Raw genomic sequence first — 19504 nt, 5'->3', positions numbered from 1 at the left:
ATGAAGGTTCTGGTGCTGGGCGGCGGTGTGATCGGCGTGAGCTCGGCCTGGTATCTCGCCAGGCTCGGGCACGAGGTGGAGCTGATCGATCGCCAGCCCGGCGTGGCGCTGGAAACCTCCTTCGCCAATGCGGGCCAGGTCTCGCCCGGCTATTCCACCCCCTGGGCCGCACCCGGCCTGCCGCGCAAGGCGATCGGCTGGATGCTGCAAAAGCACAGCCCGTTGCAGATCCGGCCGCGCTTCGACATCGCCATGATGCGCTGGTGCGCCGCCCTGCTCGCGAACTGCACCGAGGAGGCCTACGATTGCAACAAGAGCCGCATGTTGCGTCTGGCCGAATACAGCCGCGATTGCCTCGACGATCTGCGCCACCAGACCGGGATCACCTACGACGACGGGCAGAAAGGGCTGATCCAGCTCTTCCGCACCCAGGCGCAGCTCGACCATGCCGCCGACGACATGCGCATCCTGGCCGAAAGCGGCGTGGCGCACGAGTTGCTGGACCGCGAGGGCATCGTTCGGCACGAGCCTGGGCTTCGTCACTCCGCACATCTGCTGAAAGGCGGTCTGCGCCTCCCTGGAGACCAGTCCGGCGACGCGCATCTGTTCACGCGCCGTCTGGCCGAAATGGCGGAAAAGGATGGCGTGACGTTCCGCATGGGCGTCGGCATCCGACGCGTGCTGTTCAGCGCCGATCGCGTGGAAGGAATCGAGACCAGCAAGGGCGTGCTGCGCGCGGACGCCTATCTGGCAGCGACCGGCGTACACACGGCGCGTCTGCTGCGCCCACTGGGGCTGCGTCTGCCGGTCTACCCGGTAAAGGGCTATTCGCTCACCATCCCGCTCACCGACCCGGATCGCGTCCCCACCTCCACGGTGAACGACGAGACCTACAAGGTGGCGATGACCCGGCTCGGCGACCGCATCCGCGTCGGCGGCACGGCGGAACTGGCCGGCTACGATCTCACGCTCCGTCCGGCCCGGCGCGAGACCCTGGCGATGTCCTTCAACCAGCTCTACGGCGGCGGCGATCTCGACCGCGCCACCTACTGGACCGGCCTGCGCCCCAACACGCCAGACGGCACGCCCATCGTCGGCGCCTCGGGGCGCTATTCCAACCTCTGGCTCAACACCGGCCACGGTACGCTGGGCTGGACCATGGCCGCCGGTTCGGGGCGCCTGATCGCCGATCTGATTTCCGGTCAGCGCCCCAATATCGAGCACGCCGATCTGGCGCTGAGCCGCTATCGGGCAGCGTAACGAACGCCCTCATCCCAGACTGGGCAGGACATTCCTCAATGCGCCCTCCGGCCGTTCGGCCAGGAGGGTCTCCACGAACCGGCCGATCGCCGAAAGCACCGCATCCTCATCCAGACGGAAATTGAAGAAGCTCGGCTGTCCTAGCCCGACCGGCACCAAAGGCGGGCTGTCCGGCAGGTCCGTCACCAGAGCCGGATCCACGAACTCGATCGGTGCCGGCGTCTCCATGTATCGCGGCGAATGATAGATATCGATGTCGCCGCGATGAAGCAGGTTGTGCCGGCTGCTGATCACGAACCCCGGAAGATTGCCCACCCAGCGATACTTGGCGAGGCTCGCCCCCCAGATAGAAACGAACCCGACGCTCCGGTCGGCCCAGGCCAAACTGGCGCTGACCGGCTGCATGATGGTGTCGTGGATGCGGTCCCGCTGCGAGGCGAACCGCTCCCGCAGACGGGACACGATCTGGGCTTCCACCAGATCGGGCGCGGTGAGCGCCATGGACTCGCCATGGCTGCCGATCGGGCCGCCGTTGCGATCGCCGGAATTATGCCCGTCGAACACCAGCTGCAGCGTCGGATGGACGCCGAACAGCATCTCCACCAGACGCGTCAGGAACCCGTCCAGGTCGGCCAGGGTACGGTTCTCCACACGCAACCCGATCAACAGCACGGGTGCGTCCGGAAAGCGTATCCCGAGATGCTCGCTCTGGCTGCGGGCGCGCTGCAGCAGCCTTCGGCGCAGCGACGCCGACACGTATTCCTGCGTCACCCGGAACACGACGCGTCCGGTGCTGTAAGACTCGGCCTTCATCGCCGTCAGACCGTCCGAATCGCGGTCGACCCGGCCATGCAGGGCAGGAAAGATGGCGTCGATTGGACCGTAGAGTTCCAGCCGGTCGTGCCGCCCCATCACCAGATGGCCAAAGCACGGCTCCGGCACCTGATGCAGCAGCGTCTCGATGCCACTCAACTCATTCCAGAGTTGATGGCCAATATGCACCGCCGGATCGCCGCGCAGGAGATTGGATAGTGTTCTGGGAGGAGTAGAAAAATAGGCGCGCAGGCTCGGCGCCCAGTCGAGCAGATGCGTCAGCAACAGATGGGGCAGAGCGTTCCGCAGTTTCTCGCCCAGCGGACGCGCGGCATCGTTCTCGACCATCAGCACGCCGCAGCCGGGAAACCAGACACCGGCCACCACGGAACGGTGCTCGCTCGCCAGAACATAGAACACCAGCCCGAACCGCTCGTCGACGAAACGGTAGGCAAACACGAAATCGTCGAAGATGATGGAGCCGCGGCACGGAAGCGGCACGCCATCCACCGGGCTCGGCCACAGCAGCGCCCCTTCGCGTGCGGCCTCGATCAGTTTCTGCTGCCAATCGCCCCGGAATCCGGAGGCCAATGCATCGCCGTCGAAGTTATAGCGCGCGCCGTCCGCGCCGCGCACCGTGGGCGGTTGGCCGCCCGCAAGATCGGCGCAAGGGTAGATGGTTGCGAACGGCACGAGTTCGTCCGCGAAAAGGGCAGCGACCTGCCGCCGGGTCGGGGCCGCCAAACCCAGAAACGCTTCGATTTCTGCAGTGAATCGCGGCGGGCGCGCGTCATGGATCACAGCCATGATGTCGCGCAGGATCGGCATGGCGCCGGCACGCACGACGTCGCGCAATTCGCGCGAGAGTTCGGCCGCCGATCCGCTCAGATGCGTGACCTTGTGGTCCAGGAACCAGATCGCGCTACCACCGTCCCGATGCCGGAACTCCAGCAGCAGCACAGGAGCAAAACCGAGAAACGCCTTGGACGGAAACCAGCCTTCAGCGAAAGCGGTGACGGGCGCGCCGCCGAGAAGGATGGGTTTGTGACCGCCTGGAAGACAAAGATGGAAACACCCGTCCTCGAACAGGACGGGATCGGCGATCAGCAGGCCAGGAAGGGGCTCGGCAAGCGGACGGTTCGACGGCACTCGGCCTCCCAGGTGAACAGTTCACACCGCATCAAGACGCCCGACGGTAACATACCGCAATCGGCCACTACAACGCGACGCAAGACGACCGGAACCGGATCACCGGCCGTACCCGACGGCACGACCGGCGATTCCGCCACGTCAGTTGCTGAGCGCGGAGGGCTGAACGGCGAACCAGCCGGTCGCGCCGCCCTTGGCGGTCGGCAGACACACCGCCGGCACACCGGAACCCGAACCGGACGCTTCGCCCGTCTTGCGGCCGTCGGACACGTAGATCATCGCACCCGCGCCGCAGGAACCGGGCAAGGCGGACACGGTGGTCGTCCCCAAGGTCAGGTACTGACCAACCGAGAGATTGCCGCTCACAGCGCCGCTCGCCATGGAAGCGGCTCCGCTGATCTTTATGCTGGGTGCGGCCACAGGGCCATTGCTCACGTTGAGGCCGCCGGTGCCATAAACATCCAGCGTCCCCTGACCCGAGGTACCGGCCACTCCGCCATGCGTGGTGACGCGCACATCGAAATCGTTCAGGGCCGCGGCCGTGCTGCTGGGCGTGGAATGGAAATCAATCTGTCCCTGATAGCCGGTCACGCCGCCCGGCGACCCAACGCCCGGCATGCCGAGCTCCAGGCTGCCATTCATGAAGCGCTGCACCCCCCAATCGTAGATCGCAGTGGTGCCGACCCCGTCATGCAAGTTCAGAAGGCCGCCGCAATAGATTCCGTCGAACTGACCGCGCATGTTCGTGGCCGTGGCGCCGGACGTGTCGCGATAGCAGGTGGTCGTGTCCGAACTGACCACGTTGTTGGTGAAATTCATGGTACTGCCGCCGCCATACAGGATGCCGGTGTCGAAATGCGCGACGACGTCGTCAGAGATATGCGACGGCGCCGTGTCCAGCGAACCGTAACCGGTCACGAACATCGCGGTAGCAGAATGGCCACTCCCGATATAACCGGCGATCGGCCCGTAGAACTGATCGTGATGGCTGACAACGGTATCACCGCCCGTCACATAGAAAAAAATCGGGTCAGTGTTCTTTGGGGGAGCCGTATTGTAGTAGAAGTTGTCGTGACTGAAGATCGTGCTGGCATTCGCGATACGTACCATGTACCGCGCGGCGCTCACCGAGCCATCGGCCATCACCACGCTGCCGGACAGACTGCCGGGATTGGCGAGCCAGGTCACGCCGTCCTGCACGCCCACCATGACGGAGTGGCTGATGGTGATGCCCTGAAAAGCATTCCCGTCGATCTGGATGCCGGTCAGGCCGCCCAGAATGGTTGGATAGTCGATGTTCAGGAAGTTGTGTCCCGGGCCGGAAACAGGAGCCGTGGAATGCAGCCAGATCGGAATGCTGGTCCGGTTGCAGTCCAGGCTGTGATCGACGAAAGCGACCCTGTCGACATAGAGATTGTCCGGATCCTGGAGATAAAGCGCGCCCTTCCAGTTGTTGGCTCCGTCGTTCCAGCCGCCGGAATTGGAGAACTGGAGATCCTTGTAGACCTGGAAGGGCGGCATCGCCGCGTTGAATGCCGCAAGGGCGATGGTCTTGATCGCCGTGCCGCTTTCACCCTGCGCTGTACAGCTGTTGGTGCCGCTGCCGGCCGATTTGACGATTCCCGTGTTCGCGATGAAGTGGATGCCTTCGATCTCGATGCCCTGGCCCTGCCAGGATCCGCCGATCGTGCGCGACACCTCGTTGCCGTTGGCATTCGCGGCGAACGTCGTCACGATGCCGTCCACGCCACCGCGAAACTCCAGCTCCGTCATGGAAGAGCCGTCGCCCTTCCAGTGGATCGCCGTGTTGGTCTGATAGTTGACCGCGATCGGCGCGCTCAGAATGTAATGCCCGGCCGGAATGTCGATCTCCACCGCGCTGTTCAGGCGTGGACCGATACCCAGAAAGCCGCTCAGCGTCGATAGATAGGAGGACAACGACGCTCCGATACCGCCGGGAATACGCCCCGTGGCCACCGCGGCGGCGTTCTGGAACGCCAGCGTATCGTCCGTCACGCCGTCGCCCTTGGCGCCGAAGGCCTTGACGTTGAGCCGGTCACTCATCCGGTCGGCCAGCGAACGGGCGATATCGTCGAAATTGGCCCGGATGGTGGTGGAAGGCAGCGCCGCCGCAGGAAGCGCCGCGTTGGCGCGGCTTACCGCGTCACCCAGGGCGGTGCCGTTCACGGTCGCCGCGGCGCCGATGGAGCCGGCCGTCAGTGTATTGAAAGTGCCGCTACCCGATTTGGTGAAGATCGGTTGCGACCAAGCGGGAAAGACCGTGGCGGCGACCAGCAGGCTGGTCAGGGCGAACAATGATCGTGTCATGTAATCCCCGGAATGCGACGACGCGCGATTGCAAGCGGGGATCATGATACGGCGTCTCAACACGAAACCGGCCCGTTTTCGACTTCCCTGCCCGTAGCGGACGGGGGCAGGAGGTTAGTACGGCCGCGTCAGCCGGTCGCGTTCGAACCCGCCCATGATCGTGACGGTGGTGTTGTAGGGCAGTTCCGTGGTGACGCCAGCGGCGAAGGACTGGCCCTGGATTGCGGGCGTATTGTGCCAATGCGGCCCCTGCCCCGCCCCCACCGCCACGAAGGCGCGGGTGTGGCCGCCGATCAGCCCGCTATCGAGTTCCACCGAACTCGCACGCATGCCGTTGGAGCCGAACGAGGTGCTGGCGACGCCGCCAGCCACCAGAGGCTGGTCGAGAATGGAGGCAGGGCCGGCCGGTGCCAGGGAGTAGGAGCCTGGCGAGGCCAACGGATCCAGCGCGCGGGCCGCAGGGGAAGCCCCAGGAGACGCGGCGACGAGCCCGGACGCGACGGCGCGCGCGCCCGGGAGCAGACACAGAGCGGCGAGAAACGCCGCCCGCTTCACGGCTTCAGCCGGACAATGCGCAGCAGGTTGGTGGACCCGGCCTGACCGAACGGCACGCCGGCCGCGACCACCAGCAGATCGCCGGTATCGGCGATGCCGGCCTGACGCGCGAGCTGGGTCGCGGACTGGACGATGTCCTCCACCGTCTCGTCCGGACGGTCCTGATCGACCACCATCGCCTGCACGCCCCACGCCACCTGCAGACGGCGCGCCGCCTCGATGGTGCCGGCGATGCCCAGCACGGCGCAGTCCGGACGCTCGCGCGAGATGCGGACGGCGGTGCGGCCGGAGCGGGTATAGGCGACGATCGCCTTGGCGCCGGTGGTGGTGGCCACCTGTTGCGCGGCGCCTGCGATGGCGTCGGACACGGTGTGGTCCGGCACCTGGCGGGTGTTGTCCTGCACGGCGCGCCAGCCCTCGTCGGCCTCCACCTGCAGAGCGATGCGGTTCATGATCGACACCGCCTCGACCGGATAACGGCCCACGGCGGTCTCGCCCGACAGCATCACCGCGTCCGCACCGTCGAACACGGCGGTCGCCACGTCGGAGGCTTCGGCCCGTGTCGGCGCCGGGGCGGAGATCATGCTTTCCAGCATCTGGGTCGCGACCACGACCGGCAGGCCGCGCAGGCGCGCGGCACGGACGATGCGCTTCTGCTCCAGCGGCACGCGCTCCGGCGGCAGCTCCACGCCCAGATCGCCACGCGCCACCATCACCGCGTCGGACAGGGCCAGGATCGCATCCAGCTCGTCGAGCGCCTGCGGCTTCTCGATCTTGGTCATGATCCAGGCGCGGCCCTGCACCAGTTCGCGCGCTTCCTCCACGTCGGCGGGACGCTGCACGAAGGACAGGCCGATGTAATCCACGCCCTGGTCGAGCGCGTAGGCGAGATCGGCCTTGTCCTTGGTGGTCAGCGCGGGGATCGGCAGCACCATGTCGGGCACGTTCACGCCCTTGCGGTCGCTCAGCGGGCCGCCGGTGACGACTTCGGTGACCAGCTTGCCCGGATGGCATTCCAGGATGCGCAGACGCAGCTTGCCGTCGTCGAGCAGCAGGGTCGTGCCGGGGCTGGCGGCGGAGATGATCTCGGGGTGCGGCAGACGCACGCGGGTCGCGTCGCCCGGCGCCTCGTCCATGTCCAGAACGAAGCGGGCGCCGTTCTCCAGCACCACGCGGCCCTCCGCGAAGGTGCCGACACGCAGCTTCGGACCCTGCACATCGGCCAGGATGCCGATCGGACGGCCCAGGCGCTTCTCCACCGCGCGCACCGCCTGGATGCGGGCGCCGTGCTCGGAGTGGGCGCCGTGGGAGAAGTTGATGCGGAACAGATTCGCTCCGGCTTCGGCGAGGGCCAGGATGCCCTCCTCGGTGCCGCTGGCCGGACCGAGGGTTGCGACGATCTTGGTGCGGGCGGCGGTGAAGGCTTTGGTCAAGTCGAACTCCTGGTCGTCCGGCGCTCGGACCGGATCACGAACGCGTCTCAGGGCGGAAGGATCGTCTCGTCGGGCAGAAGACCCCAGAAGGCGCTGCGCGGTAGCCACCCGCTATAATCGCGGACGCTGACCTTGCACCAGCCCGACCCGGGGGGACAGCTGCGTATTCGGCCGACAATACCCGGCATCAGCACCGCCACCAAGTTACCATCCGGTTGGGGTTGGGCGCGCAGCGCCACCGAACCGGCCGGCAGGACGCTGTTCGCCGACGCGAGACGCCCCGTCACCGTGGGTACGTTGGAACTGCCGAGATTATGCACCTCGCCCACCGTGTCCGGGGCGGCGGTAGGCGTGTCCGAAGCGGCCGGCGCGGTGCTGCCGTCGGCGCCGGGGCCGCCGGGAATCACGAAGGTGCGGGTGCCCATCAGGGTCGCCTGATGCACCCAGCCCTTCACCCCGTCGGAATCCTCCACCAGACGCCACACGTCGAACTCGCGCTCGATCTTCACCGGCAGATCGCGTCGCTTGTACACCCACTGGATCGGGTAGCGCGTGCCGGGACCTCCGCGCAGGTTCACGGCATCGGCGCGCAGGGACGCGAAACGCGGCAAAGGCAGGCCGGTGGACGAGCCCTTGGCCGGAACCGGCGGCGGAGCGGGCACAGGCACGGCCGCCGCCGGGGGCGGTGCGGGCTTGGGTGCGACCACGGGTGCCGCCGTGACGGGCGCATGATGGCGCACCGGGGCGGTACGGCTATGCGCGGGCGCATGCTCCGTCCGGTGCGCGGCGGAATGGCCGGATCCGTGTTCCGGCGCATGACGCGCAGCGCTCTTGCCATGCGCCTCGTGCGCAGACTCGTGGCTGGTCTTGTGGGTCGCGTGATGCGCGGGCTGGTCCTGCGCCTGCGCCGATGCGCTGCCCAGGATCGCCAGCAGGCCCAGAACGGCCGCCGGCCGGCCGGACGGCAACGGAACACGGCCCGGACACGGGAACCGGCGGGGAAAGGCAGCTCGCATGGGCCATGCGTGCCCTCCCGGGAGCGGCGAAGCAAGAGCCGCCGAAGCAAAGGAGGCCCTTGCGTTCAGGGAGACACGATTTGTCCCGCGCCGACCGCCAGCAGGAAGCTCGGCATCCCCACGCGCTCCACCCCGTCGATCAGCGCCGCGTCGTCGAGACCGATCGCCAGCATCCCGGATACGCACGCCATCAGCCGCACGCCCATCGGCAGCAACGTGTAGCGTAGCGCCTCGAATCCGACCACGCCGCGTGCCTGGAACGCGGCATCCTGCACGGCAGCGTTCTCGAGACCGGTCATATCCCGGGACAGCGCATGCAGGCCGCCCTGGGTCGCGAACAGAACCGTTGGCCTGTCCAAGGCCGCAGCAGTGGCCGCCAGCATCAGACCGGTATGGGCGCGCTCGAACGAGGCGGTCGCCAGCACGACGCCGAACGGCAGGCCGCTCATGCCGCCGCACCCGCATGGGCGGACAGATCGTGGATGGTCGGGCTTTCGCCGCAGAGCGGGCAGTCCGGATCGGGATGCAGGCGCATCCGGGCGAACCGCATCCGCAACGCATCCCAGGTCAGCACGCTTCCCGACAGGGTTTCACCCAGATCGAGGATCTGTTTCAGCACCTCGGTCGCCTGGAGCGTGCCCATCACCCCGGTCACGGCGCCGAACACCCCCGCCTCCTGGCAGCTCGGTGCGCCGTCCGCCGGCACCGGATGCAGGCAGCGATAACAACCGGTCCCGTTCCAGGGCGCGAAGGCCGCGAGCTGGCCGGAGAAGCGCGACACGGAGGCGGAGACCAACGTGCGCCCGGCCAGCGCGCAGGCATCGTTCACGAGATAGCGGGTGCGGAAATTATCCGAGCCGTCGCAGACCAGATCGTAGTCGCCGATCAGCGCCAGCGCATTTCCGGCATCGATCCGCGCGTCATGCCCGATCACGCGCACCAGCGGGTTCAAACGCCGCAGCGCCTCGGCCGCCGAACGGATCTTCTTCCGCCCGATCGTGTCCGTGGCATGGATCACCTGACGCTGGAGGTTGGACAGCTCCACCACGTCGTCATCCACCAGGCCGATCGTGCCCACCCCGGCCGCCGCCAGATACAGCGCCACGGGCGCGCCGAGACCGCCCGCCCCCACGATCAGCACACGCGCCGCCCGCAAGGCGGCCTGGCCGGTGCCGCCCACTTCCGGCAGCAGGATGTGCCGGCTGTAGCGCTGGATTTCGTGTTCGGAGAAATCGAGGTCCATACGCCCTGTTTAACGAACCTCGGCGCGCAAGCCGAGTGCACGAGGCGATTCCCGCCGACGCTGCGAAAGTTTCTTGACCGGGGCGAGGGAAACGACAAAGGATGATGCCCGCACATCGTCCGGCGGAATGACGTGGCCGAGGAACAGGATGCGCACGATGCGAACGACGTTTCCGTCCCGCTTGCGATCGCACCCTCCCCGCTTCGTGCGGGGCCGGCACCGATACGGCGATAGCCGCCTGCGCGCCGTTTCCGCGTTCTGCCTGGTGTTGTCCGTTCTGCTCTATGGCGTGGCGCCGATGGCCACGCTCTGGCAGGCCGCCAACGGCGTACGGACCGGCAATGTCGAGACGCTGCGCGATGCGCTGGACTGGAAAAGCGTCCGGGCCGGTCTGAAACAGGATCTGGCCTCGGCACCGGTCACGGCGCAGCCGGCCTCGGCGGAAGACGAGCTGCCCGCCTTCGGCAGCTCGTTCGTCACCACCGTCGCGTCCCACGCCATCGACAACGAGGTGACGCCGGACTCGCTGATGGCCCTGCTGTCCGGCCGAACCGGAGCGGCGAGCGGCTGGCGCGACGCGTTCGGACGCCTGGTTTCACTCCGGTTCACTGGGCCTACCCAGTTCGATGTCGCGATCCGCATGGGCGACCCGGATGCGGCGCCGGTGCTGCTCTCGCTCGGTCTGGAAAAATGGCATTGGCGCATCACCCGCATCCATCTGCCGTCGGACGATGCCGCCCCGGCGATAACCCACCGAACCTGAGCCGATCGCCCTTCCGTCAGCGGCCCGGAGGCCCCATCTAGGGGGTTCGACCGAACGGAACGGGAACTCTCACGCGCATGGATCTGCTCGGCAAGCTCGAGATTTTGGCCGATGCCGCCAAATACGACGCGTCCTGCTCGTCCAGCGGCACGGAGAAACGCGACAGCCGCGGCGAAACCAAGGGTGTCGGCTCCACGGAAGGCATGGGCATCTGCCATGCCTACGCGCCGGACGGACGCTGCATCTCGCTGCTGAAGATCCTGCTGACCAATGTCTGCATGTTCGAATGCGCGTACTGCATCAACCGCGCCTCCTCCTCGGTGAAACGGGCCCGGTTCACGGTGGACGAGGTGGTGCAGCTCACGCTCGGCTTTTATCGCCGCAACTGCATCGAAGGGTTGTTCCTGTCCTCCGGCATCATCCGCTCGCCGGACTACACCATGGAGCAGGTGATCGCGGTGGCGCGCACGCTCCGCGTCGAACACGGCTTCCGCGGCTATATCCACCTGAAGACCATTCCGGACGCCGATCCGCTGCTGTTGGAAGAAGCCGGGCGCTGGGCCGACCGGCTCAGCATCAACGTCGAGCTGCCGACCGAGGCGGCGCTGAAGGATTACGCGCCGGAAAAGGACATGGGCGGCATACGACGATCCATGGGCCGGATGCGGCTCGGCATCGACGCGGCGCGGGAGAAGCCGCGTCCGGGCGGCGCCAAGCCGCCGCGCTTCGCCCCGGCCGGGCAGAGCACGCAGATGATCGTCGGCGCCGATCCCAGCACCGACCGCACCATCCTGCGTCTCAGCAACACGCTCTACGGCTCCTACGGGCTGCGCCGGGTGTATTATTCCGCCTTCTCGCCGATTCCGGACGCCTCGTCCGCCTTGCCGCTCAAACCGGCCCCGCTCCTGCGCGAGCACCGGCTGTATCAGGCCGACTGGCTGCTGCGTTTCTACGGCTTCGGGGTGGAGGAGCTGGCGACCGACCCGGACGGCAATCTCGATCTGGTGCACGATCCCAAGCTCGCCTGGGCGCTGGAGAACCGGCACATGTTCCCGGTCGACATCAACCGCGCCGACCGGGAAGCGCTGCTGCGCATACCAGGGCTCGGCGTGAAATCGGTTGATCGCATTCTGCTGGCTCGCCGCCACCGGCAGCTGCGCATGGACGATCTGGCCCGGCTGCGCGTGTCTCTGGCCAAGGTGGCGCCGTTCCTGGTGGCCGTGGACCACCGGCCGATGCAGGAGCTGGATTCCGCGCGCCTGTCGCTGAAGCTAGCGCCGAAACCGAAACAGCTCGCTTTGCTTTAATCCTCCCAAGGGGGCGGACACCCCGGGAGGAGCAGGCGGGGTGGTGAAGACGGTCGTTCTCGCGCACGAGGTCGATTTCGGCGGCTGGCGCGACGCGGCCCGCAAGCTGGCTCTGTCCGGCATTCCGCCCGAAGACGTGCACTTCTCCGTCGGCGCCCCGGCCGATCTGTTCGCGCTGGATGGAGAACCGCCCCAGGAACCCGGCACCACGCCATCCGGCACGTTCTCCGTGTCCCGCGCCCTGGTGGAGCTGGCGCAGACGGTGATCCAGGCGCGCGAGCCGGAACGGTTCTCGCTGCTCTACGGCCTGGTCTGGCGCGCGCAACATGGCGAGAAGCGCATCACCGAGCAGGTGACGGACCCGGCGGTGCAGCGGACGATCCGCGTAGCGCAGTCCGTGCGACGCGACACCCACAAGATGCGGGCTTTCCTGCGGTTCCGCGAAGTGCCGGAGCCAGAGGGCACGCGCTACGTGGCGTGGTTCGAGCCGGAGCACTTCATCGTCGAGGCCAATGCGGAGTTCTTCATCCGGCGCTTCGCGACCATGGTGTTCTCGATCCTGACGCCGTACCGCTCGTTCCACTGGACCGGCGAGGAACGGTCCTTCGGGCCGGGGGCGGACCCGAAAGAGGTGCCGGACGACGACGCCCTGGAGCGTTACTGGCGATTATATTACAGCGTGATATTTAATCCGGCCCGGCTCAAGGTCGGCGCGATGATGTCCGAGATGCCGAAGAAGTACTGGCGCAACCTCCCCGAGGCGGCGGCGATACCGGAGCTGATCCGGGGGGCACGGGGCCGCACCGAGACCATGTTGGACACGCCCGCCATGCCGCCCGAAACACGCCCGATGGAGCAGCGCCGCGGGGCGGCGCGCAGTGCCCTGCCGATCGAGCCGGAACTCCCGGATGGCGGCGAGACGCCGGAAACGCTGCCGGCGCTGCGGAAGGCGGCGGAGGCCTGCCGGCGTTGTCCGCTCTGGGAGCCCGCCACGCAGACCGTGTTCGGCGAGGGACCGGCGGATGCGCGGATGATGATGGTCGGCGAGCAGCCGGGCGACCAGGAGGATCTGGCCGGAAGACCGTTCGTGGGGCCGGCCGGGCAGATGCTGAACCGGGCGATCGAGGAAGCCGGGATCGACCGGTCGGTGGTCTACGTCACCAATGCGGTGAAGCACTTCAAATTCGAGCCGCGCGGGAAGCGGCGCATCCATGCCAAGCCGGATATCACCGAGATCAAGGCGTGCTCGGTCTGGCTGGAAGAGGAACGCCGTCTGGTGAAGCCGTCCCTGCTGGTGATGCTGGGGGCGACGGCGGCGCGGGCGGTGCTGGGGCGTGCGGTGACGATCGGGCGCGAGCGGTCGACGCCGATCGCCCTGCCGGAGCGGTTCGGCAGCAACGCGCAGGGGCTCATCACCGTTCATCCGTCCTATCTGCTGCGCATTCCCGACGAAGAGATGAAGCAGCGCGAATACGCGGCCTTCGTGGCCGACCTGAAGCAGGCGCGGGAGTTGTTGCGATGAGCATGAGAACGGTGGAAACGCCGACCCTGTCGATCGGCTGTTTCGTTGCGGGGCCGGAAGACGGGGCGCCTCTGGTGCTGCTGCATGGCTGGCCGGACGATGCGACCTGTTGGGAAGCGATGCTGCCTGCGTTGAACGAAGCCGGGTATCGCACGATCGTGCCTTATCTGCGCGGCTTCGGTCCGACCCGGTTCCTGAGCGACGACACGATACGGTCCGGCGAGATGGTGGCGATGGCGCAGGATCTGATCGATCTGGCCGATGCGCTCGGGCTCGAACGGTTCGCGGTGGTGGGGCACGATTGGGGGGCCCGTATCGCCTATTGCGCCGCGTGCCTGTGGCCGGAGCGGATCGCATCGGTCGCAGCGCTGTCGGTCGGCTGGAACGGCAACGACCCGGACGCGCCCGTGTCGTTGCAGCAGCAGCAGAGCTACTGGTACCAATGGTTGATGGCGACGCCGCGCGGAACGGAGCTGGTGGAGAACCAGCGACGCAGCTTCACCAACTACATCTGGTATAGCTGGAATCCGAACTGGACCGTACCGGAGGAGATGTTCCGCAGCGCCGCGGCGGCATTCGGCAATCCCGATTGGTCGGCCGTCACGTTGCATTCCTATCGGGTGCGCTGGAAGCATGCCGAACCCGACCCGGCCTATGCCGCGCAATCGGCTTACGTGCTCGAGAACCCTGTGGTGGCGGTGCCGACCCTGATGATCCAGGGCGCGATCGATCCGTGCGCCTTGCCGTCCACGTCCGAAAACAGGAAAGACCTGTTCTCCGCGCACTACGATCGTGTCGTGCTCGATGGCATCGGGCACTTTCCGCAACGGCAGGCGCCCGAGCGCGTGCTCGAACACCTGCTGCCGTTTCTCGGCGCGTTCTACCAGCGATAGGTCAGGCGGCCGATGACGTTGCGGCGCGTGCCCCAGTAGCAGCCGAAGGAATTGGAGTAGCACGAGGTGATGTAGCTCTTGTCGAGCAGATTCTGTGCCGTGACCTGAAGCGTCGTGTCGCGCAGGCGGGGGAACAGATGGCCGAGCTGGTATTGCGCCGTCGCGTCGACCAGGGTGAAGGGCGAGGTGGCGTATTCCACCACGTTGTCGGTGATGGTGTTGCCCTGGTAGCGCACGCCGACGCCGAAACCCAGACCGTCGAGCGGGCCGTCATGGATGTCGTAATGGCCCCAGACGGAGAAGAATTGCTGCGGCACCTGCGTCTGGCGTCGCCCGTCGAGATCGCCGCTGTTCTTGTTGAAGGTCGCGTCCTGGTAGGTATAGGCGGCGACGATGTTGAAACGGTGCGTGATATTCGCGTGCGCTTCCAGCTCCACGCCTTGCGAGCGTATGCCGCCGGTCTGGATGGAGAAATTCAGATTGTTCGGGTCGCTGACCAGGACGTTGGTTTCCTGGATATGGAACAGGGCGGCGGAGAAGAAGCCGTCGAAACCGGTCGGCTGCCATTTGGTGCCGACCTCGAACTGTTCGCCGCGCGTGGGCTTGAACGGCGCGCCGGTGACCGAAAGCTGGTTCACCGGCTGGAACGAACGGCTATAATTGAAATAAGGCGAGATGCCGTCGGCGAAAGCGTAGAGGATGCCGGCGCGCCAGGTGAAGGCGCGGTCGCCCTGGTCGAAGTTGGCGGATGAATCCAGCGCGTTGCGCGTGGCGATCTCGGACCAGTCCTCGCGCCCGCCGATCTGCAGATGCAGACGGCCCCAGCTGATCTGATCCTCGCCGAAGATCGCTTCCTGGTTGGTGGAGATGCTGGCGTTGGTGTACTGCGCCAGCGGCGGGATCACGCTGGGGACATAAGGACCGTATATGTCGATCGACGGTGCGGTGCCGGCATAGTAGTTGGCGGTATCGCGCAAATTCTGCCAGTTCACGCCCAGCAGGACGCGGTGTTGCAGGACACCGGTTCTGAACCGGCCATGAAGCTGTTCTTCCAGCGTGATGGTGTCGTAGTGCTCCTCGGCGCCGGAGGAATAGCGCGGTGCGATCCTGCCGTTCTCGTCGTCGAAATTGCCGGCATAGACCTCGTTGTACTCGGTGCCGATATTGGCATAGCGGGCAGCCGAGCGGAGGCTCCAGTTCTGGTTCAGCCTGTGCGTGAGCTGATAGGCGATCGACGCCTGCGTGCGGTTGAAGCGTTCGAAGCTGTCGTCGCCGGTGAACTTGGAATACGGGATCGGACCGTTGCTGTTGGGCAGCACGGTTCCGTACAGCGGGGCGTTGTCGTAATCGCCGCCGCGCGGGTCCTTCTGGAACAAGGCGTTGACGGTCAGTGTCGTGTTCGCGTCCGGCACCCAGGAAACCGCCGGTGCCACGCCGTAGCGCTCGACGCGCGTGTGATGATCCTGCGTGCCCGAGGTGGTTCCCGTGGCAGCGAGGCGATAGAGCCAGTGTCCGCTCCGGTCGATCGGGCCGCCCAGATCCACCGACCCGCGCACGTATCCGTAGGAGCCGCCTTCGATCGACACCTGATGCAGAGGGGTCGCCGTCGGCAGCTTGGAGGTGATGTCGATGATGCCGCCCGGATCGCTCTGCCCGTAGAGAACCGAGGGCGGGCCTTTGAGGATATCGTATCGGTCGACCAGATTGGCGTCGATCTGCTGGTTGGCGTAGGCCGCGCCGTTGAACAGCTTGAGCCCGTCCAGATACTGATCGCCGTTGGAGATGAAGCCGCGGATCGACAGCAGATCGTAGCGCGTGGAAAAGCCGTTCTGCGCTTCGGTGGACACGCCCGCCGTGTAGCGCAGAGCTTCCACCAGCGTGCGGGCGTTCATCTGATCCATCTGCGCGCGCGTGACCACCGACACCGATTCCGGCGTGTCGATCAGCGGCGTATCGGTCTTGGTGGCGGCGCTGGAGGATTTCGGCACCAGGGCGGACAGGCGGATACCGCGCACGGAAAGGGTTTCGTCCGGGTCGGCGGCGTCCGGCTCCTCGCCGATCCGGACGACGGGGGCCTGCCCGGTGTCCGACCGTGTCGCCGGCGCGGTTTGTGCGATGGCGATCAGCGGCCAGAACAGCGCGGAGGCCGGCAGGGCAGCCCCAAGAAGGCGGGCGCGGACAGACATTGATGGCACCAGTTGCGAATGAGTTGCAACCGCGTCTTACGGGACCGAAAGCTGTTGCGCAAGCGTTCGCAGACCGTGCCTGCGTAACAGCATGCAACACACCGCGCTGAGACTGGCGAAAAAGGCCATGCAACCGGTCATGGACAGGGTGCCGAGCGCGGGAAACAAGGCGGAGGCCAGCAGGCTGGCGAGGCTGCCGAACGCCATCTGGATCGTGGTGAGCAACCCGGATGCCGTGCCCGCGACGCGCTTGACTGGTTCCAGTGCGCTGTGCGCGGCACTGGCTGCGCCGAGCCCGAAGAACAGATTGGCCAGCAGCAACAGCGGCACCAGCGTGGCGAGCGTGAGCGTATGCGTGACCGTGAGGGCGACCAGCACGAGATCGACCAGGAGGGCCAGCGCCACGGCGATGCCGAGCAGTTGTTCGGGAATGCGGATGCGCGTGGCGATGCGTCCGTTCAGGAAGGCGCCGGTGATGATGGACAGGCTGGTGCCCGCGAACAGCAGCGCATAATGCGGCCGTGTGATGCCGAACGCGCCCATGGTCACCAGCGGCGAAGCGCTGATGTAGGAGAACAGGGCGGCGAAGGAGAGTGCATTGACGGCGTTGCTCAGCACGTAGGCGGGGGTGCGGAGCAGGAGCCAGAGATCCTCCAGCAATTGCGGCAGCACCTGCCCGCGACGGCGGCCGGAGGGCGGCAGGGATTCCGGCAGCACGGCGAGCATGAGAACGAACAGAAGGATCGCCGCGATCGCCGGCAGGGCGTAGATCGCCCGCCAGCCAAGCAGAGGCAGCAGGGCGGCACCAAGCGAGGGGGCGACCATCGGCGCCGTGGTGGACACGACCGCCACGTTGGCGATGCGCCGGTGTGCGGCGCGGCCTTCGAACAGGTCGCGGATGATGGCGTAGAGCAGCGTGGCGCCCGTGCCGCCGCCGAGTCCCTGCACCACCCGCGCCGCCAGAAGCGTGCCGATGCTGGGGGAAGCCGCCGCCAGCACCCCGCCGAGCGCGAACAGCAGCAGGCCGCCGGCCAGGGGAATCTTGCGTCCGAGCCGATCCGACAGCGGACCTGCCACCAGCGGACCGATGCCGAAGCCAGCCATGAACAGGGACAAGGTGAGGCCTGCGGTACTGGGCGAAGTGCCGAGGCTGTGCCCGATCGCGGCGAGCGCCGGGAGGCCCATGTCGATCGCGAGCGGCGGCAGCGCGCCAATCGCGGCCATGAACAGGGTGAACAGGACTGTGTCTGGATTCAGCCGCATGGAACGGGCTCCGGAGGGGGCTTGGCCGTGGCTGTGGGCGGATGGACGGAACGGCGATGCCGGTGGACGCGAACGGTTGTGCACCGAACACCGTTGCGCCCGATGTGTCGCGCCGGACGGCGATTGAAAGGGGCCGCGGCGGAAAAGATCGGCGCGCCGGTTCCGCCGCGAACCGCTCGAGGCTTCATGACAGTTTCCGGTCTGCGCTTGTCAAGCCGGGGCAATCCGTTCAGCCTGAACCGCAAATCTCCCTGTCACGCCCAGGAAGGATCGGAAGAGAAACGATCCTGCCGAAAAACATACGCAAGGCTTTGGAGAGGAACGCGATGCTCGATATCGACTACCAGCGCTGGATGGACGAGACCAGCCTGGGCCGGTTTCACCGCAGAAGCAGTCTGCTGCGCAAGGTCGACGACGCGATCCGCCTTTATTGCACGACGCGCAGCGAGGACGATGCGTTCAAGATCCGCGCCGCGCTGGACAACTGGAAAAGCCGCAAGCAGCTTCAGAGCGACGATCCCGGCGATCTGGAGAACGAGCGCGCCAATAGCGAACGCGATCGCTACGGTGCGGTCACGGCGCTGGAAACGCAGTTGCAATCGGCGGGGATCGACTACGACGACTACCGGCAGCGGCATTTCACGCCGGACGAGATCGGTGCCTACCAGATGGTGGCAAACGAGAAGCAGGGTGCGCTGGAGCGGATCTTCGCCGACGGAACCGTGGTGTTCCTGGGCAACGAGAACACCACCGGAACGCTGAGCGGCACGTCCTGGTCGAAACGCCTGATCCATCCCGGCGAATATGCGCAGGAGATCGCGGCTGACAAGGCGAGCAGCGCCTGGGACACGGTGAAGGAGAAGCTGCATATTCCGTCCCTGTCGGAAAGCCAGCAGAACTATCTCGATGCCGCCAGACCGATCGCCGAATCCTTCTACGGCGTGGCCAAGGCCGCGTTCGGCGATCAGCTGTGGGACAAGATCAAGGGCACCGGGCTGTATCGGTATATCGACGACATCATCAAGGAGGTGACGGCGAGCGTGCCGCCCTGGCTCGGCACGGTGTGGGATGCGCGCAGCGTGGGCCAGGAATGGGCGGAGGTGACCGACCGGATCTATCATCGCTACAATATCGGCCGTCGCGACTACCAGTTCAGCTTCGGCACGACGCAGAGCGCTCTGGCCGGGATGAAATCGGCGCTGTCGCACGAGATCGGGCATCTGTCCGGCGATGCGGCGATCTCGACCGCGTCGTTCATCGCCAAGACCGTCACCACCAAGCTCGATGCCGGCGCGTTCAGCGGGCCGCTGATCGGTCTCGGCGCGGCGACCGCCAAGCTTGCGCATCGGCTGATCCATCTGGGCGTGCAGTATCGCGCCGTGAAGGCGTTCCACGAGATCCTGGCGGAACCGTCACGGCTCGATCTGACCGTGTTCAAGACCTATCCGTTGCTGGGCGCGTATTTCCTGCATTGCTCGACGTTTTCCGACCTGATCCCGGTCAACAATCTGGGCACGCCGGGCTGGACGGGATCAGTGGAGCGGATGCGCAAGGACGCGCGTTACGTCTTCATCGAAGCGAAGACGCTGATCGACGCCTCGCCGTTCAAGATCATCGGTTTGCAGAAGATCAAACGCGACATCGTGGTGAACGACGACGCGAAATTCGAGGCGTTCAAGGATTACGGCGATACGCTGTTCTCGGGCGTGAAGGATTCGATCGACGAGCTGATCGACACGGCGGTGAAACAGACGGCGAGCTGAGCAGCGGGGC

The 19504-nt window shown here is 66.4% G+C and carries 15 protein-coding genes; 6 read left to right on the top strand and 9 right to left on the bottom strand.

The genetic code is table 11. The annotated features are described in order from the left end of the window. Window positions 1-1260: a D-amino acid dehydrogenase gene (locus ACZ5BM_RS10500; protein WP_498907878.1), complete on the top strand. Its 1260-nt coding sequence runs from the start codon at window positions 1-3 to the stop codon at window positions 1258-1260. A gap of 9 nt (window positions 1261-1269) precedes the next feature. Here ACZ5BM_RS10500 and ACZ5BM_RS10495 read toward each other — a convergent pair whose 3' ends face one another. The 7 genes from ACZ5BM_RS10495 to ACZ5BM_RS10465 form a co-directional block, all read right to left on the bottom strand. Continuing rightward, window positions 1270-3222 (bottom strand): hypothetical protein, encoded by a 1953-nt coding sequence (locus ACZ5BM_RS10495; RefSeq protein WP_498907876.1) that lies wholly within the window; start codon window positions 3220-3222, stop codon window positions 1270-1272. Window positions 3223-3363: 141 nt separating this feature from the next. Next, on the bottom strand, window positions 3364-5550 hold the full coding sequence (locus tag ACZ5BM_RS10490) for a glycosyl hydrolase family 28-related protein (RefSeq protein WP_498907874.1): 2187 nt from the start codon (window positions 5548-5550) through the stop codon (window positions 3364-3366). Between the two features lie 114 nt (window positions 5551-5664). Beyond that, on the bottom strand, window positions 5665-6105 hold the full coding sequence (locus ACZ5BM_RS10485) for a hypothetical protein (RefSeq protein WP_498907872.1): 441 nt from the start codon (window positions 6103-6105) through the stop codon (window positions 5665-5667). Next, window positions 6102-7538, bottom strand: coding sequence for a pyruvate kinase (pyk, locus tag ACZ5BM_RS10480; RefSeq protein ID WP_498907870.1), 1437 nt, complete (start codon window positions 7536-7538; stop codon window positions 6102-6104). Before pyk ends, ACZ5BM_RS10485 begins: the two co-directional genes overlap by 4 nt. 47 nt (window positions 7539-7585) lie before the next feature. Next, window positions 7586-8554: an SH3 domain-containing protein gene (locus ACZ5BM_RS10475; protein WP_498907868.1), complete on the bottom strand. Its 969-nt coding sequence runs from the start codon at window positions 8552-8554 to the stop codon at window positions 7586-7588. Between the two features lie 65 nt (window positions 8555-8619). Further along, a complete protein-coding gene (locus ACZ5BM_RS10470) occupies window positions 8620-9003 on the bottom strand; it encodes a DsrE family protein (RefSeq protein WP_498907867.1) in 384 nt (127 codons plus the stop codon). Beyond that, the gene (locus ACZ5BM_RS10465; protein WP_498907866.1) at window positions 9000-9797 is read right to left on the bottom strand and encodes a HesA/MoeB/ThiF family protein; all 798 of its coding nucleotides are present in this window, start codon (window positions 9795-9797) and stop codon (window positions 9000-9002) included. Before ACZ5BM_RS10465 ends, ACZ5BM_RS10470 begins: the two co-directional genes overlap by 4 nt. Window positions 9798-9954: 157 nt before the next feature. On the opposite strand from ACZ5BM_RS10465, the gene ACZ5BM_RS10460 reads away from it, so the two are divergent. The 4 genes from ACZ5BM_RS10460 (at window position 9955) to ACZ5BM_RS10445 (ending at window position 14282) form a co-directional block, all read left to right on the top strand. Next, on the top strand, window positions 9955-10560 hold the full coding sequence (locus ACZ5BM_RS10460; protein ID WP_498907865.1) for a DUF2939 domain-containing protein: 606 nt from the start codon (window positions 9955-9957) through the stop codon (window positions 10558-10560). Window positions 10561-10637: 77 nt separating this feature from the next. Further along, entirely contained in the window at window positions 10638-11867 is a 1230-nt protein-coding gene (locus ACZ5BM_RS10455; RefSeq protein ID WP_498907864.1) for a putative DNA modification/repair radical SAM protein, read from the top strand. Window positions 11868-11910: 43 nt separating this feature from the next. Next, a complete protein-coding gene (locus tag ACZ5BM_RS10450) occupies window positions 11911-13389 on the top strand; it encodes a UdgX family uracil-DNA binding protein (protein ID WP_498907863.1) in 1479 nt (492 codons plus the stop codon). Next, a complete protein-coding gene (locus ACZ5BM_RS10445) occupies window positions 13386-14282 on the top strand; it encodes an alpha/beta fold hydrolase (protein ID WP_498907860.1) in 897 nt (298 codons plus the stop codon). The genes ACZ5BM_RS10450 and ACZ5BM_RS10445 overlap by 4 nt, the downstream gene beginning before the upstream one ends. Here the strand turns inward: ACZ5BM_RS10445 and ACZ5BM_RS10440 are convergent. Both ACZ5BM_RS10440 and ACZ5BM_RS10435 read right to left on the bottom strand, forming a co-directional pair. Further along, a complete protein-coding gene (locus tag ACZ5BM_RS10440; protein ID WP_498911574.1) occupies window positions 14270-16270 on the bottom strand; it encodes a TonB-dependent siderophore receptor in 2001 nt (666 codons plus the stop codon). The genes ACZ5BM_RS10445 and ACZ5BM_RS10440 overlap by 13 nt on opposite strands. Before the next feature lie 234 nt (window positions 16271-16504). Then, window positions 16505-17731, bottom strand: coding sequence for an MFS transporter (locus tag ACZ5BM_RS10435; RefSeq protein WP_498907858.1), 1227 nt, complete (start codon window positions 17729-17731; stop codon window positions 16505-16507). A 326-nt stretch (window positions 17732-18057) separates the two neighbouring features. Here ACZ5BM_RS10435 and ACZ5BM_RS10430 point away from each other — a divergent pair, with 326 nt between their 5' ends. Beyond that, window positions 18058-19494 carry a hypothetical protein gene (locus tag ACZ5BM_RS10430; RefSeq protein ID WP_498907857.1) on the top strand — a complete coding sequence of 479 codons (1437 nt, stop codon included), beginning with the start codon at window positions 18058-18060 and terminating at the stop codon, window positions 19492-19494. Window positions 19495-19504: the final 10 nt, after the last annotated feature.

The organism is Lichenicola sp. GTC18331 (assembly GCF_055386855.1).
Note: the sequence above shows the minus strand (reverse complement) of the source record. Positions and strands in the feature narration are given on the sequence as shown.